Source organism: Ligilactobacillus sp. LYQ135, assembly GCF_053711055.1.
The window spans coordinates 191,878-207,855 of sequence record NZ_JBSJYT010000001.1 but is presented as its reverse complement, the minus strand read 5'-3'; the positions used below and the strand labels follow the sequence as shown (position 1 = coordinate 207,855).

Genomic DNA, 15,978 nt, shown 5'->3' with positions numbered 1-15,978 from the left:
CTTTGCTTTTTGTGATTAGAAAATCATTAGAAAAATATTAAACGAGTGTTATAATGTATCTAACATCAAGGAAGGAAATGATTTTTATGGATGATCAATCGAGCCAGAGTAAAAAGATAAAATATGGCAGTTTAGTTTTAATGATTTTTTCAGCTATTTTTGGATTTAGTAATTCAATTACAGCATTTTATCAGATGGGGTATTCAAGTGTTATTTGGTATGTAATTGCTGCGCTTGCTTTCTTCTTGCCTTCTGCATTAATGTTTGCGGAATATGGGGCTTCGTTTAAAGAAGCGAGTGGCGGAATTTATTCATGGTTAAAAGGATCTACCAATGAAAAGGTTGCATTTATTGGGACTTTTATTTGGTTAGCATCATGGATGGTTTGGTTAGTATCATCAACACAATTCTTTATCGTTTCAGTTTCAACAATGCTTTTTGGGAAAGATGAAACCCAAACATGGCATTTTGCAGATCTATCTTCAACTCAAGTCGTAGGTTTGTTAGGAATTGCCTTTATCTTATTAGTAACTTTAATTGCAAGTCATGGTGTCGACAAGATTGCTAAGGTAGCAACAGTCGGAGGAATTTTTGCATTTGCAATTTCAATTCTTTTTAGTTTATTCAGTATTATTGTATTAGTTGCTCATCATGGAGTGTTAGCTGAAGGCATTACAGAAATCAATAGTTTAACGGTTTCACCTAACAGTAATTTTGACAGTCCAATTGAAATTATTTCGTTCCTAGTTTATGCGATCTTTGCGTATGCAGGTTTGGAAACCACTTCAGGAGTGATTGACTCAGTCGATAAACCAGAAAAAACATTTCCAAAAGCTTTAATTACAGCAATGATCTTAATGACATTTTTGTATATATTCATGATTGTGATGTGTGGTTTTTCAACTAACTGGACAAGTATTTTAGGAAAAAGTAATGTTAACCTAGCGAACTGTGAATATGTATTGATTAATAACTTAGGGATCGAAGTGGGAAAAGCGTTTGGCTTATCTGCAACGGCAGCTACAGCAGTTGGGCAAGCCTTTTCCCATTTTGCAGGATTAACAGACGTATTAACTGGAATTGGAGCAGCCTTTGTAATGGTTTATTCTCCAATCAAGTCATTTATTTTAGGAAGCGATGCCCGCTTACTTCCTAAAAAATTGACTAAATTAAATCAAAAGAAAATGCCTGCCAATGCAATGTGGCTTCAAGCAATCTTAGTTTCAGCCATTATGCTTTTCATTGCGTTTGGTGGAGATGCAGCTAGCCAATTTTACACGGTATTAATGGACATGATGAATGTTTCTTCAGCTGCGCCATATCTTTTCTTAATCGGAGCATTTCCATTCTTTAAAATGAAGAAGGGCATTGAACGACCATTTGTTTTTTATAAGAAAAAAGGAGCGGTGTGGGCAGTATCAATCATGGTTTGGCTAGTCGTAGCTGTTGGAATTATCTTTACATGTATTGAACCATTACTTACTCATGATTATTCAACAGCTTTTTGGACTGCGTTTGGTCCGGTATTCTTTGGAATTGTAGGATGGATTTTATATGCACGTTCAAAAAAGAAATTAACAATGCCAATGGTAGAACCACATGGAAATTTACAATTAGTTCCAATTGAAAATGATAACGAAAAGACAGAGTAAAACTTAACGAAAAATTACAGTGAGAAAAAAGAATTGTGTTAAAAGTCACAATCCTTTTTTTATTGCTTAGGCATCTTTTCTTGCGCTTGACAATCAATAATGCATGGTAAATAATTATTAAAATGGGAATGAGTGAAAAAATATCATTTTATATTAATAAGGAGAAATTTACAAAATGACAAAATATTTAGTAGTTGGTGCCGGTTTATTCGGTGCAACTTTTGCACATGAAGCTGCTAAACGCGGCCATGATGTTCATGTAATTGAAAAACGCGATCATATTGCAGGGAATATCTATACAAAAGAAGTTGATGGGATTCAAGTTCACCAATATGGTGCCCATATTTTCCATACATCTAAAAAAGAAATTTGGGAATATGTAAATCAATTTGCTGAATTTAACCGTTACACAAATAGCCCAATTGCTAACTATCATGGTGAAATTTACAACATGCCATTCAACATGAATACATTCAATAAATTATGGGGCGTAATTACACCACAAGAAGCAGAAGACAAAATTAATGAACAACGTGCTGTTTTGAAAGGTAAAAAACCAGAAAACTTAGAAGAACAAGCAATTTCATTAGTTGGTACTGATATTTACAAGAAACTTGTAAAGGAATATACCGAAAAACAATGGGGTCGCGATGCAACTGAATTGCCTCCATTTATCATTAAACGTTTACCAGTACGTTTTACATATGATAACAACTACTTTAACGATACATATCAAGGAATTCCAATTGGTGGTTATACTCAAATTGTTGAAAAAATGTTAGCGGATGATCACATCTCAGTTGAAACTGGAGTTGATTTCTTTGATCAAAAAGATCAATACGAAAAAGATTATGATAAGATCGTCTTTACTGGAATGATTGACCAATACTTCGATTACAAGTTAGGTGAACTTGAATATCGGAGTTTACGCTTTGAAACTGAAGAACTTGATGTAGATAACTATCAAGGAAATGCAGTTGTTAACTATACAGACAAAGAAACACCTTATACTCGAATTATTGAACACAAACACTTTGAATTTGGTAAAGGTGACAAAAATAAGACAATCATCACACGTGAATATCCAGCAACATGGCATCGTGGTGATGAACCTTACTATCCAGTGAATGATGCTAAAAACAATAGCTTATACAAACAATATGTTGAATTAGCTGAAAAAGAAGCCGGTAATGTTATTTTTGGCGGCCGTTTAGGTCAATACCGCTATTACAACATGGACCAAGTAATTGGTGCAGCTTTGATTACTGTTGAAAAAGAATTTGGTAAATAAAAAGCAAAGCACTTAATTTAGGTGCAGTAATGGTGATAAAAATATGAAAGTATTAAAAAACTACTTGTATAACGCCGGTTATCAAGTTTTAGCGTTGATTGTGCCATTGATTACAGCGCCTTATATTAGTCGGGTTTTACATCCAGCAGGAGTTGGATATAATGCGTATACTAACTCAATTATTCAGTATTTTGTGCTAGCGGCTGATTTGGGAATTGCGTTATATGGACAACGTGAAATCGCATATATTCGTGAGGATCGTGAGAAAATGTCAAAGACATTTTGGGAAATTCAATGTTTGAAATTTTTCACGACGACGTTTTCATACTTTCTGTTTGTAATTTTCTTGAATGTGTATCAACACTATACATATTTTTTGTGGATTCAATCAATTAATGTGATTGCCGCTGCATTGGATGTATCGTGGTTATACATGGGACTAGAAGATTTTAAACGAACTGTGATTCGAAATACTTTTGTGCGCTTGTTCTCATTAGTATTAATTTTCACGTTGGTCAAAGATCCTAATGATGTTGGATTGTATATTTTTATCGTTGCAATTTCAAATTTCATTGGAAACTTAACTTTATGGCCACATTTACGCAAAATGCTTGTGCCGATTAAATTGAAAACATTGCATATTTGGCATCATTTGCGGCCAACGATTGCATTATTTATTCCGACAATTGCTACATCAGTTTATTTGCAATTAAATAAAACGATGTTAGGGGCAATGATGGGAACGAAATATTCAGGTTTTTATCAAAACTCAGATAACTTGGTTAAAATGGTATTAACATTGGCAACTTCACTTGGAACAGTAATGTTACCGCATATGTCAGCCGCATTTGCTAAGGGAGACAAAAAAGGTGTGCAATCCATGCTTTATAAATCATTTGATATGTTATCGATTTTAGCAGTGGCGATGATGTTTGGGGTGGCTGCAGTTGCTACTAATTTAGCACCATTTTTCTATGGTAAAGGATTCGGTCCAGTAGGTCCTGCAATGATGATTGAATCAATCGTTATTTTGTTGATTGCATGGAGTAATACAATTGGGAAACAGTTTTTAGTCCCAACCGATCATGTTAAGGAATTTACCACTTCAGTAGTTGCTGGAGCGGTCTTTAACTTATTTGCTAACTTTATTGCAATTCATTTATGGGGCTTAAATGGTGCAATGTGGGCAACCGTTGCTTCGGAAGCAGTTGTTACTGGTTATCAATTATGGGTTGTTCGTAAAGAAGTTGAGTTTGCAGTAATGTTCCAAAATGTGTATAAATATTTAATTGCAGGAGTAGCAATGTTTATTCCTGTTTATATTATGAACATTAAGTTGCATACAAGCATTGTGACATTAGCAATTGAAGTTATCGTTGGAATGGTCATTTATGCAGTAATGATTTTAATTTTAAAACCAACCAGTTTAAATATGATTCTAGGAATGTTTAAACGTAAAGGATAATAAAAGACTGTGAGAAATCACAGTCTTTTATTTTTAATTCTATTTTTCACATTATTTTAACAAAATACATGGCGAAAAATGGTAAAATAAAACTATCGCGTCGATGTCAAGTTGCTAGTTTTTCAATAATGTATTAAAATATCTTAGATATGACATTCTTTTTAGTAAGGAGCTTTTCTTTTGAAATCAGAAATATATGTAGTAAGTCATAAAAAGGCGCGAATGCCTAAAGATAAGATGTACATTCCTGTACAAGTCGGATTTAATCCCGAAAATTTTGCAGGCTATATGCGTGATAATACCGGAGATAATATTTCTGACAAAAATGCTTCATATTGTGAATTAACTGCACAATATTGGGGCGCAAAAAACCGTCAGGCAGATGTCAAGGGATTGGTTCATTACCGCAGACTCTTCACTAATGGACATTCAGACTTTTTCAAAAGTGTTGATGCCAAGTGGAAAGATGTTTTGACACATGAAACTTTAGAAAAATTAATGAGTAAGTATGATATGGTATTGCCTAAAAAGCGCAATTACTATATTGAAACTTTATGGTCACATTATGAGCACTCTCATCATATTGAAGGATTAGAAGTGACTCGTGAAGTGATGAAAGATCTTTTTCCGGAATATTTACCGGAATTCAATAAGCATATGGAAGAAAAGAAAGGCCATATGTTTAACATTTTAATTGCGAAAAGCAATTTATTCGATGAATACACAGACTGGTTAATGAAGGTCTTGAATGAAGTTGAAAATCGAATCGATATTTCAAATTACAGCAAGAGCGAACAACGAATTTTTGGTTATATCAGTGAATTGTTGTTAGATGTATGGGTGGAACACAACAATATTAACTATACTGAATTACCAGTAATGTTTATGGGGAACCAGCATTGGGTAAAGAAAATTGGAAACTTTTTGAAACGAAAGGTCAAAGGACGAGAATAATTTAGTTATTCGGATTTTGAAGGTGCGCTAGATGAATAAGAATGAAAAAATTATCCTTGATCGAAATGAAATTAATAAACATCACTTCTACAGAACTTGCAAACGATTATTTGATGTCGTGGCAAGTGCTTGTGGGTTGGTGATTTTAAGTCCAGTATTTTTAATTACTGCAATTGCGATCAAAGCAGATGATGGTGGTCCAGTTTTTTATAATCAAGAACGGATTGGAAAAGATGGGAAGCCATTTAAAATGTATAAGTTTCGTTCGATGAAGGTTAATGCCGATAAGGAAATCGAAAAACTCACAAAGCACAATGAAGTTAAGGGTGCGATGTTTAAGATGAAAAACGACCCACGAATTACACGGGTTGGTAAATTTATTCGGAAAACAAGTATTGATGAATTTCCGCAATTGTTAAATGTATTATTAGGTCAAATGAGTATTGTGGGGCCACGTCCACCATTGCCACGCGAAGTTGCACAATATACTGATTATGATATGCAACGCTTATATGTACGTCCCGGATGTACGGGATTATGGCAAGTGACTGTTCGGAATAGCGTTGGCTTTGATGAAATGGTAAATATTGATTTAGATTATATTAAACGCCGTAGTTTCCATTTAGATTTAGAAATTATGTTTAAGACAATCAAAGTCATTTTTGTACCAAATACTGCATACTAGGAGATTCAAAAATGAAGTTAAGTGTGATTGTACCAGTGTATAATTGTAAGGATCATTTAGAACGGTGTGTTGGTTCCATTTTGAAACAGTCATTTGCTGATTATGAAATAATTTTAGTTGATGATGGTTCAACCGATGGTTCAGCGCAACTTGCTGATAGTTTAGCTGCTAATAATCCGCAAGTACAAGTAATTCATCAAGAAAACCAAGGTGTTTCGATTGCGCGAAATACGGGGCTTTTAGAAGCACAAGGTGAATATATAATGTTTGTGGATGCAGATGACTATTTATTGCCAAATACAGCCAATGTATTTGAAAATGAGAAGTTAGCAGATTTAACTTGCTTGAGCTTTGAAGTGGGGAATAACAGCAAGAAAATCACTAATGATCAGTTATACCAAGCAAGTGAAAGTGAAAAAGCGAAAGTGATGATGATTGAAAATCCAACCCAGTACATGACTGTTTGGAGCAAATTTTTTAAACGAAAAATTATTGAAGAAAATAACTTACGGTTTAATACCACTTTACGTGTTGCCGAAGATGGTGACTTTATGATTAAGTACTTGCTTTGTGCAAATTCAATTCAATTTTTCATGGAAGTTTGTTATCATTACTCAAATGATACGAAGTCAGTTATGTCAACTTTTGATCATAAAAGTAATGATTATTTAAATGCGTTAATGAGCTCTCAAAGAAGTATTGTCAATCAAAATGTGGCATTCCAAAAAGCTTTTGCAGTTTATGTATTAATGCATTTGAATATCATCATGGTACATGAAACCTTTGCAACTGATAATCCACTAAAATACAGTGTTCGAATGAAACGGTTAAAAGAAATGATCAAAGAACCCATTTTTGCTGAAGCACTTGCAACAGTTAAAGTGAGTGATTGTCATGGAATGAGAATGATGCCAGTGTTATTATTAAAATTACATTGTAATCATTTGGCATCAATTTTATTTATCATGCGCGCAAAACAAAATGAAAGTCACACTAAATAAAGTATAAAAAATAGCGAAATCCAATTTTTTAATTGAATTTCGCTATTTTTATTATGGAATGAGTTTAGCCCATCTTAGTTTGACCACTAACAGCATCGCCATAAATTGGAGTTGGTAAGCCAAAACCACCAGCAACTGGAATTAATTCACCAGTTACATAGCGTGCTTTATCGCTAACTAAGAATGATACCATGTTAGCAATATCTTCTGGTTTAACAATGGCATTTAATGGTACGTTTTTCAAGAAACCATCTAAGAAACTTTGAGACATGTTTTGCATAGCTGCATCTGTGCCTACAAAACCTGGTAAAACAGCATTAGCCCGAATACCATCACGCGCATATTCAACCGCAATTTGTTGGGTTAATGAATTGATCGCTGCTTTTGAAACTCCATATGCTAAGCGACTAATATCTGGAGTAGTTCCAGCAACTGATGAAATGTTGATCACATTACCGCCATTTCCACGTTCTTTCATGGCTTTAACTGCATATTTTGAAGTGTAATATACACTTGCAAGGTTTTTATCAACAATGTTAAAGAAAGCTTCGCTATTGCCATCAACTAGAGTAGTGTCTTCTTTAACATTAGTAGTTCCAAAGTTGTTTACTAAAATATCTAAGTGTCCTGCGTCTTTAACAACTTCTTCAATCATTGGTTTGTAAGTATCAAAGTCAAATGCATTATAAATCACTGAACGGAAGTTAGGATTTTGTTCATGTAATTCAGTGGTTAGTTTACGATTCTTTTCACTATCACGAACGGCCATATAAACAATGGCACCATCAGCAACTAATTGTTTGGTAATTGCTAAACCGATTCCGCGACTAGCAGCGGTTACGATTGCAACTTTGTTTGCTAATTCTTTTGTCATTTCAATTTCCTCCAAATTATTAATATAAGTTAAGTATAAACTTTAGAGTTGACTATAAGTCAACCATAACTATATTTTTAATTGGCTAAATTCATCTAAAAAGCGTTAGATAGTAGCAATTTCCTCATTTGAATAATGATTCTCACTAACTTTTTTTAATTCTTGGTGCATGAGATCATGAATCTCTGCAATTTCTTTACCTTCAGAAGTTAGGTGATAATAAACATTTTTATGGTTATCAGCTTGGTGTACTAGTGTAATCAACTGAAATTCATTCAATTTGTATGCAGCTCGACTAACCCCTCCACGAGTAATATGCAAACGTTCAGCAAGTTCAATTCCTGTTAGATCATCTTCTTTAAGGGGAGAAAGGATGTGTAAAGCAATTATTGATAACCCCCCCTGCAATTGTTCGTAATTTTCGGATTCGATATGATCTTTTAACCACTGTTGTTCTTGAGTAACTTGAGTAGTGTGTTCCGTTCGAATTTTATAAATTGACTCAATTAATTAATTTTTTTGCTTGTTCATCCTTCATTACTAGACTCTTATGTTAAAGATTTATTTAGCGTAATATTAATGATTGATCATGGTGATATAAATTACATCTTCACTAAATATCTTATCAATTTTTTTAATTTCAAAAAAGAGAGTTATTGCACGGACTTAAATAAAAAGATCTTGATATAAAAATACCAAGATCTTCTGATAGTGATTATTTAAGGTTAATTAATTTTAATAATAGTGATGATATTTCAGTTTGTTTTTCTTGAGGGAGATTTTTGAGATGTTTTAGCAGTTTGCGAGTTTCAGGAGTGGTTTTATTTTTAGCATTATTGATGTTAAATTCAAGATTTAATGCTTTTAAAATACGGGTAAAAGTTGAAAGATGAATGTCATTTAATTTACCTAATTCAATTCGAGAAATGGTACTAAATGATGTTCCTGAATACTCAGCCAACTGCTCAATACTATAGCCTAAAGATTTACGCTGTTTACGAATGAGATTTCCAATTTCTTTAAGCATATATTTCTCCTCTAATTTGAAATAAGTTATTCAATAATTGACTGAATATTATTTAATTTTAAATATCATAAAGGGTATTTTATTTATAAAATATGTCATGAGTGATATAATACTTACGGATGGAATTATAAGAATGGTGTTATGTTTGGCATCTATTTTAGTGATGATATCCGTGTTGAAAGTGATGTTGAAGTAGGACTACTAGATCTACATAATCTATCAAACTACCTTTTCATAGTTTTATTTCGGTTTCATGATCGGCATGTAGAAGTAATTGTTTTTAGTAATTAATTATTATACCATAATTTATAACTAATGCAACATGGGGATTACTTCTATAAAATGAGTTGCGATGGATTTTTAATCCATCGTTTTTTTTATATAAAAATATGCCATGACTTTGTCATAGCATATTTTGAATGATTAAAATTTATTATTTTCTTGAATCCCATCAGCAAATGGCAAAATGTTTGCATAAAGTGCAAGTAAGGAGAAGTTATATGAACTGTCCCAGAAGTGTTGATCAATTGCACCACTCAAGAAGAATAAAATGAAACAAAGTTCCAAGCAAAATGCTTTTTTACTGAGAATTTTTTTATTCATTGCAATGATTAAAAGCAAGAACATGAAGAAAACAGCGATTCCATACATAAATAAAGTTCTAAAGAAAACTGAATCAATGTAGAATGCACCACCTCCAGGTTGATTGATAAATTGTCCAAAAAGTTGAACATTGTATTTTTGAACCGTTAATGCCTCAAAAGTTAAGCGTCCTGAAAGCAAGTGATTGATAATTTCTAAAAACTTGTTTTCTGGATGATAGGCAAATCCAAGTAAAAAGATTACCCCCATATATATGTACATTAGTAAAGTCATTAACTGATTAGGAATGTTTGATAATAACTTAGCTTCTTTATTATAGAAAATAATCATCAAAAGCAATAAAAGCATCAACATTAAGTCCAAGCGAGTATCAGTGATGATGTAAAACCAAATAGTAACCGCAACAAATGAGATGTATTCAGGTAAACTGAATTTAAACCGTCTCAAAGCTGCATATGCCATTAAAATACAAAAGCCACGTGCAGCAAAATCAGTTGGATAAACCGCTCCTAAAGCATAACGCGTAACAGGAGAATATAAGGAACGCACTCCTTCATAATTACGAATTACACCAGTTAATGCTAAAATCATTGAAATTCCAATTCCGATAAGGTTAATAGCGATAAATACTTTTAAAATAGAGCGATAATCAACATTTTTAGCACCATAGATAAATGGAACAAAGTAAAATAAACTAAAATCACCAGCGTGGTAACCAATGTTGAATAAAACGCACTCAAGTAAGCCAAATGCAGTTAGTTCAATTAATGAATGATCATCAAAAAGTAAAATCTTTAAAATTACAAAAAAAGTTGGAATTGCGATGATCAAAAAGATCAATCGCTGCGAAATTAAATATCCAGGCATGGTTGTTCCCTTGATGAACATACCACTAAGATAAATTGCAAAGCAAATTAAAAATATAATTGAAGGCAACTGTGGATATTTAGCGTGCACCTTAGAAATGAACTTTGCACGTAAATCCATCAAGTTAGCCACTGTAAATTTCTCAAAAAAATCTGTCATTGTTTAAACCTCTAAATTTAAGCTAGTTTTAATTATAACAGTATTTTTCTTTTTGTTATAGAAAAATATGTAAGTCACTCATTTTGAAAGAAAGTTTGACAATTAATAAATAAATCTTGTGGGAATATTAGGAAAATCTAAAATATGTAAAAATTTGCCGAATGATAGAGGTTTATATGATAGAATGATTTATTGGAATGCTTATAAAAAATTTAATATATCAAAAGGATGTGACACTAGGTGCCAAATAATAAGACGATCGGTTGGGTCATAGGATCAATATTGGTACTTGGCGGTGGAGGATACGCACTTGCAAAGTATAATACGAATAGCATGGCACATGTATTATATCAGCAAGTTACAGGAGAGCAAAGCAATCAATTGACTTCGAGTTCTTTAAAAACTGAAACAACTTCAAAAGAAGAAAAGATTAATACCGATGAAATTACAAAAATGTTAAAGCAGCAAAATTTCATGGGTGAATATGCAGTTTTAAAAGATGGAAAATTGTCTGAAAATATTAAAGTCGGCAAAAATACTTCGGAAAATAAGTATTATCAAGTTGCAGACTTAGAAAATGCAGTGACGGCTGCGGCAATTTTAAAGTTAGTTGATCAGGGAAAATTGAGATTAGATACTCCAGTCAATCAATATTACAGTTCACTAAGCGTTTCGAGTGATGTAACGATTCAATCATTACTTGGAATGACATCAGGATTAGGTAATAATTCAACTCCCACAAGTCAGTTAAGTAACGTTTTAAGTTGGAATATTAATAATGCAATTAGTATCCAAAGTGAAACATATAGTTATCAAGAAATTAACTACGTGTTATTAGAAGGAATTGTTGCACAAGTTGCAGATAGTTCTTATCAAGAATATATCAAGAAAAATTTTCTTAAGCCTAATAATTTAGAAGATGTGAAGTTTGTCTCAAGTGTGGATGATCAACAGTTAGCTCCACCATATAATGGTACAACAAAAGTTTCAGATGAAACTTTAACTCAAGAAATGAACTCACAAATGGGTAAAAATCAAATTATGGCAACTCCAGATGGATTTTTAAAGTTAGTTCAAATATTAATTAAAGATTATGGAGATAATACTCACTTTGTAACAAGTAGCCAACACTTTACGGGACAATTAATTAAGCAAGGAGATATGTACTATGGTTCTGGCGGAATCGTTGGATACCGTACATCTGTGGCAATTAGTACAGATGGTCAACGAGGAATTGTATTAATGAGTAATGATTCAAATGGCCAAGAAAATCTCACAACTTTAGTAAAGGATACATATAAAAAATTAAAATAACTAAAATAGGAGGAAAGTTCAATGAATGAAGCGGCAGACCGCGAAAAAACATTTAAATTTAGCGATATTAGCGAAATTTTAAGGATTTTAAGAAAACGAAGAGGAGTAATTATTTGGACAACAGTAATTTGTACAGTTTTAACTTTATTTACTTCTGTTTTCATTATTTCGCCTAAGTATAGTTCTAGTACAAATATCTTGGTTAATCAAAAGAATGAAAACCAAGTGAATGCACAGGCACAAATTCAAGCTGATGTGCAAATGATCAGCACATATAAGGACATTATTACAAGTCCAACAATTTTAAATACGGCAAGTAAAGAATTAGTGCAAAAAGGGTACGATGTTAATACAGATTCAATAAAAAATAGTATCGAAATTAGTAATCAACAGAATTCACAAGTTTTTACAGTAACCGTAAAAACCGATAATCCTAACTTATCTGCAGCAATTGCTAATACAGTTTCAAATGTGTTTAAACGTAAAATAAAGGGAATTATGAGTGTAAATAACGTTTCGATTTTATCAAAGGCTACAGTGAATCCCAATCCTGTATCTCCAAAAATTACGTTAAATACTTTAGCGGGGCTTTTAGCAGGATTAATTTTAGGTCTAATTTTAGCATTTGTACTTAACGGGTTAGATCGGACAGTAACTGATGAGTCATTTATTACTGAAGAACTTGGATTAAACGATCTAGGAATTATTAGTGAAATACCTGCAAGTAAAGTTAAAAAGATGCTTTCAGCAAGTCGAATAACAGAAAAAAGAAGTCGCAAACGGAGGGTTTAGTAAATGGCATTTTGGGATAGACTTACACATAAAAAAACTAAGCTTGATGAAGATAGTATGAAATATGGGGTAGCGTTGATTACTAAAAATGATCCACAATCTGGAATTTCAGAACAATACCGAACAATTCGGACTAACTTAAAATTTTCATTTTTAGATCCAAAATTCAAAGTTTTAGCGGTTATGTCAGCATTACCATCTGAAGGAAAATCAACAGTTAGTGCCAACTTGGCAGTATCATGGGCGGAAGAAGATAGAAAGGTTCTTTTGATTGATGCGGATTTACGTCGGCCAACAGTACATCAAACATTTAAGACATCGAATCGGTATGGTTTGTCAAATATTATTACTTCAACTGCTAATTCAGTTAATATTTCAGAAATGATCGATAAAACTGGGATTAATAATCTAGATGTATTAACAAGTGGTCCCATTCCTCCTAACCCAGCTGAATTATTGGGATCAGAACGTTTTAGTAAATTACTAAACTTTTTACGAGAAAAATATGATTTTATTATTTTAGATGCTCCCCCAGTTGATACCGTAACAGATGGACAAATTGTTGCGACTAAAGCAGATGGAGTGGCATTAGTTGTACCTCAAGGGATTGCCACAAAAGATGCGGTTACCCGTGCAGTTAAATTATTGAAGCAAGTTGATGCCAATATTTTAGGTGTAATTATGAACCGCTTTAAAGCGGAAGATGCGACTGGATATTATGGTGGATACTACGGTGGTTATTATGGTAACTACTATGGTAAGGATACTCAGAAAGAAGCTAAACAAAAGTGACATTAGTAGATTTACATTCGCATATCTTACCTGGTGTTGATGATGGTTCACCCGATTTACAAACATCATTAGAATTAGCAAGACAATCAGTTGAAAATGGTGTTACTCACATGTTATTAACGCCACATCACATGGATGGTAAGTATGTTAATCATAAAAAAGATGTAATTCATAAAACCAATTTATTTCAAAAAGCTTTAACTGATGCAGGAATTGAGTTAAATGTTTTTCCAGGACAAGAAGTACATTTAACTGACAAATTACTTGATGCAATTGATAACGATGATATTTTGTTTGCCGATGCTGATGAACGTTACATGATGCTTGAATTGCCACATACTCATGTTCCGGAATATTTCATGCAAAATATTTTACCTGAACTACAAATACAAGGAATTACACCAGTAATTGTCCATCCAGAAAGGAATCAAGGGATTCAGCGTAATCCACAACTTTTATTTGAAATGGTTACTGCAGGATGTTTAACTCAGTTAACTGCGAGCAGCTATGTAGATGTTTTTGGAGAAAAAACTACAGACTTTACGACTAAAATTATCAATGCTAATTTGGGAACGACTTTTTCATCTGATGTGCATGCGTTAAAAGGACGACAAAGTGAGATGAAAAGTGCATTTAATGAATTAGAAGAAGATAACCATGAAATAGCAGTTAAATATTGGGAGAATGGTAAGGCTATTTTAAATGGTGATGATATTCAAATGAACGGAATTAAAGAAATCAATACAAAGCAAAGTATTTTAAAAAATCTTTTTAGTTGGGGCAAAAAGAGGTAGGAAAGGAAGGGTGTATATTACATGAGTAATATTTTAATCACTGGAGGAGCAGGATTTATAGGGTCTAATCTTGCTGATCGATTAGTTGCTCAAGGAGATCACATTACAATTGTTGATGACTTATCAATGGGGTTAATTGAAAATATTCCAGATTCAGATGCAGTTGATTTTTATGAAGAATCAATTACAAATAAAAAATTCATGGAAGAATTATTGGTAAATAATAAGTTTGATTATATTTATTTATTTGCAGGAATTGCAAGTGTGGCGGATTCAGTAGCACGACCATATGAAACTCATCAAGTTAATCAAGAAGCAAATGTTTTCTTAATGGAAACTATTCGTAAACATAATTTACCAGTTAAGAAAATTTTATTTGCTTCTTCAGCCGCTGTTTATGGTGATGATCCACAATTACCTAAAAGCGAAACGTCTTTGATTAAACCATTGACACCATATGCAATTGATAAGTTTGCGTCAGAACGTTATGTGATTGATTATGGTGATTTATATGGAATACCAACAGTCGCAGTACGTTTTTTTAATATTTATGGACCAAAGCAAAATCCCTCTTCACCTTATTCAGGAGTAATTTCTATTATTACTGAATGTATTCAAGAAAATAAGATTTTTACTTTATACGGCGATGGCAATCAAGTTCGCGATTTTGTATATATTGATGATGTAATTGATGCTTTACTTTTACTAACACGGGATGCACAAAAAGTGCATGGCGTATACAATATCGCTTCTGGGTTGCAAACTAGTGTCAATGACATGATTCAAGCATATGAAAACATTACGGGGAAAATTTTACAAATTGAGCACAAGCCAGAGCGTAAAGGTGACATTAAGTATTCTTATGCCGATATTGATCGTCTTTCTCAGTTAGGATATCGGCCAATTTATGATATTGAATCAGGATTAAAAAAATACTGGAAATACGTGAATTAAGGGATGGGAAAATGAAAGACAAAAATGTACCTCGTGGAATTTCAAAAATTAAAAATAAACGGATGCGACCAATTCAACGCAAAGAATTAGAACGCAAGCAAAAAAGCATCAAACCAGTTCCAACTAATTATTCGTATGAAGATAAGTTAAAAGAACCCATTAAAAGTGAATATTTACCATTAAAGCGGTTATTAGATATAGTTTCTGCTGGTGGTTTAATGGTTGCAACTACTCCAGTTGTTTTGGCTTTTGGTTTGTTAGTGAAAGCAGAAACTCCTGGAAAGATGTTTTATACTCAAGAACGTGTTGGTTACATGGGCAAACGATTTAAAGTAACTAAAATTCGTTCAATGTATGATGGTGCAGAAAATAAAAGTGGTGCAGTTTGGGCAGCAAAAAATGATGCTCGAGTAACTAAAGTTGGAAAATTTATTCGTAAAACTCGGATTGATGAGTTGCCACAATTATGGAATGTCGTTAAAGGCGATATGAGTATGATTGGTCCACGACCAGAAAGACCTGAATTAACTGAAAAATTTAGTAACGAAATCGAAGATTTCGAACAACGATTACGTGTTCTTCCCGGATTAAGTGGCTATGCTCAAGTTCATGGCGGATATGACGTAACACCAGAAGAAAAATATAAATTAGACAAACATTATATGGAAAATTTAAGTTTAAAAGAAGATGCCAAGATTGTCCTAGATACTATCAAGGTAATTTTCACAGGTGATGGTGCAAGATAATAGGAGGA

At 32.9% G+C, this 15,978-nt stretch carries 16 protein-coding genes; 12 read left to right on the top strand and 4 right to left on the bottom strand.

The genetic code is table 11. The features are described 5' to 3' along the window. The first annotated feature begins 86 nt into the window (after nt 1-86). The 6 genes from yjeM (at nt 87) to ACWCL1_RS00945 (ending at nt 7,048) form a co-directional block, all read left to right on the top strand. Nucleotides 87-1,652: a glutamate/gamma-aminobutyrate family transporter YjeM gene (yjeM, locus tag ACWCL1_RS00970; RefSeq protein ID WP_454545057.1), complete on the top strand. Its 1,566-nt coding sequence runs from the start codon at nt 87-89 to the stop codon at nt 1,650-1,652. 175 nt (nt 1,653-1,827) lie between these two features. Then, nucleotides 1,828-2,943, top strand: a complete 1,116-nt coding sequence (glf, locus tag ACWCL1_RS00965; RefSeq protein WP_454545056.1) for a UDP-galactopyranose mutase — start codon at nt 1,828-1,830, stop codon at nt 2,941-2,943. 43 nt (nt 2,944-2,986) lie between these two features. After that, complete coding sequence (locus tag ACWCL1_RS00960; RefSeq protein ID WP_454545055.1) at nt 2,987-4,408, top strand: flippase; 1,422 nt, start codon at nt 2,987-2,989, stop codon at nt 4,406-4,408. Nucleotides 4,409-4,588: 180 nt separating this feature from the next. After that, nucleotides 4,589-5,362: a DUF4422 domain-containing protein gene (locus ACWCL1_RS00955; protein WP_454545054.1), complete on the top strand. Its 774-nt coding sequence runs from the start codon at nt 4,589-4,591 to the stop codon at nt 5,360-5,362. A 31-nt stretch (nt 5,363-5,393) separates the two neighbouring features. After that, nucleotides 5,394-6,047 carry a sugar transferase gene (locus ACWCL1_RS00950; RefSeq protein ID WP_454545053.1) on the top strand — a complete coding sequence of 218 codons (654 nt, stop codon included), beginning with the start codon at nt 5,394-5,396 and terminating at the stop codon, nt 6,045-6,047. Between the two features lie 11 nt (nt 6,048-6,058). Then, nucleotides 6,059-7,048, top strand: a complete 990-nt coding sequence (locus ACWCL1_RS00945) for a glycosyltransferase family 2 protein (RefSeq protein ID WP_454545052.1) — start codon at nt 6,059-6,061, stop codon at nt 7,046-7,048. Between the two features lie 64 nt (nt 7,049-7,112). On the opposite strand, the gene hdhA is transcribed toward ACWCL1_RS00945, so the two are convergent. The 4 genes from hdhA to ACWCL1_RS00925 form a co-directional block, all read right to left on the bottom strand. After that, on the bottom strand, nt 7,113-7,922 hold the full coding sequence (gene hdhA, locus ACWCL1_RS00940; protein ID WP_454545051.1) for a 7alpha-hydroxysteroid dehydrogenase: 810 nt from the start codon (nt 7,920-7,922) through the stop codon (nt 7,113-7,115). Nucleotides 7,923-8,027: 105 nt separating this feature from the next. Further along, a complete protein-coding gene (locus ACWCL1_RS00935; protein WP_454545050.1) occupies nt 8,028-8,330 on the bottom strand; it encodes a hypothetical protein in 303 nt (100 codons plus the stop codon). A 307-nt stretch (nt 8,331-8,637) separates the two neighbouring features. Then, entirely contained in the window at nt 8,638-8,949 is a 312-nt protein-coding gene (locus ACWCL1_RS00930) for a helix-turn-helix domain-containing protein (protein ID WP_454545049.1), read from the bottom strand. Nucleotides 8,950-9,372: 423 nt separating this feature from the next. Next, entirely contained in the window at nt 9,373-10,578 is a 1,206-nt protein-coding gene (locus tag ACWCL1_RS00925) for a hypothetical protein (protein WP_454545048.1), read from the bottom strand. Between the two features lie 240 nt (nt 10,579-10,818). Here ACWCL1_RS00925 and ACWCL1_RS00920 point away from each other — a divergent pair, with 240 nt between their 5' ends. From ACWCL1_RS00920 to ACWCL1_RS00895, 6 genes are all read left to right on the top strand, one after another. Next, a complete protein-coding gene (locus ACWCL1_RS00920) occupies nt 10,819-11,892 on the top strand; it encodes a serine hydrolase domain-containing protein (RefSeq protein WP_454545047.1) in 1,074 nt (357 codons plus the stop codon). A gap of 21 nt (nt 11,893-11,913) precedes the next feature. Continuing rightward, the gene (locus tag ACWCL1_RS00915; protein ID WP_454545046.1) at nt 11,914-12,684 is read left to right on the top strand and encodes a YveK family protein; all 771 of its coding nucleotides are present in this window, start codon (nt 11,914-11,916) and stop codon (nt 12,682-12,684) included. Between the two features lie 3 nt (nt 12,685-12,687). Next, entirely contained in the window at nt 12,688-13,476 is a 789-nt protein-coding gene (locus ACWCL1_RS00910) for a CpsD/CapB family tyrosine-protein kinase (protein ID WP_454545045.1), read from the top strand. Next, nucleotides 13,473-14,270, top strand: a complete 798-nt coding sequence (locus tag ACWCL1_RS00905; RefSeq protein ID WP_454545044.1) for a tyrosine-protein phosphatase — start codon at nt 13,473-13,475, stop codon at nt 14,268-14,270. The genes ACWCL1_RS00910 and ACWCL1_RS00905 overlap by 4 nt, the downstream gene beginning before the upstream one ends. A 21-nt stretch (nt 14,271-14,291) precedes the next feature. Beyond that, entirely contained in the window at nt 14,292-15,224 is a 933-nt protein-coding gene (locus ACWCL1_RS00900; protein WP_454545043.1) for an NAD-dependent epimerase/dehydratase family protein, read from the top strand. Between the two features lie 62 nt (nt 15,225-15,286). Then, on the top strand, nt 15,287-15,970 hold the full coding sequence (locus ACWCL1_RS00895) for a sugar transferase (RefSeq protein ID WP_454545242.1): 684 nt from the start codon (nt 15,287-15,289) through the stop codon (nt 15,968-15,970). Nucleotides 15,971-15,978: the final 8 nt, after the last annotated feature.

Coding starts and splice junctions, on each gene's coding strand:
- ACWCL1_RS00910 (WP_454545045.1), top strand. CDS start 12,688: ATGGCATTTTGGGATAGACTTACACATAAAAAAACTAAGCTTGATGAA.
- yjeM (WP_454545057.1), top strand. CDS start 87: ATGGATGATCAATCGAGCCAGAGTAAAAAGATAAAATATGGCAGTTTA.
- ACWCL1_RS00925 (WP_454545048.1), bottom strand. CDS start 10,578: ATGACAGATTTTTTTGAGAAATTTACAGTGGCTAACTTGATGGATTTA.
- ACWCL1_RS00945 (WP_454545052.1), top strand. CDS start 6,059: ATGAAGTTAAGTGTGATTGTACCAGTGTATAATTGTAAGGATCATTTA.
- ACWCL1_RS00915 (WP_454545046.1), top strand. CDS start 11,914: ATGAATGAAGCGGCAGACCGCGAAAAAACATTTAAATTTAGCGATATT.
- ACWCL1_RS00930 (WP_454545049.1), bottom strand. CDS start 8,949: ATGCTTAAAGAAATTGGAAATCTCATTCGTAAACAGCGTAAATCTTTA.
- glf (WP_454545056.1), top strand. CDS start 1,828: ATGACAAAATATTTAGTAGTTGGTGCCGGTTTATTCGGTGCAACTTTT.
- ACWCL1_RS00960 (WP_454545055.1), top strand. CDS start 2,987: ATGAAAGTATTAAAAAACTACTTGTATAACGCCGGTTATCAAGTTTTA.
- ACWCL1_RS00895 (WP_454545242.1), top strand. CDS start 15,287: ATGCGACCAATTCAACGCAAAGAATTAGAACGCAAGCAAAAAAGCATC.
- ACWCL1_RS00900 (WP_454545043.1), top strand. CDS start 14,292: ATGAGTAATATTTTAATCACTGGAGGAGCAGGATTTATAGGGTCTAAT.
- ACWCL1_RS00950 (WP_454545053.1), top strand. CDS start 5,394: ATGAATAAGAATGAAAAAATTATCCTTGATCGAAATGAAATTAATAAA.
- hdhA (WP_454545051.1), bottom strand. CDS start 7,922: ATGACAAAAGAATTAGCAAACAAAGTTGCAATCGTAACCGCTGCTAGT.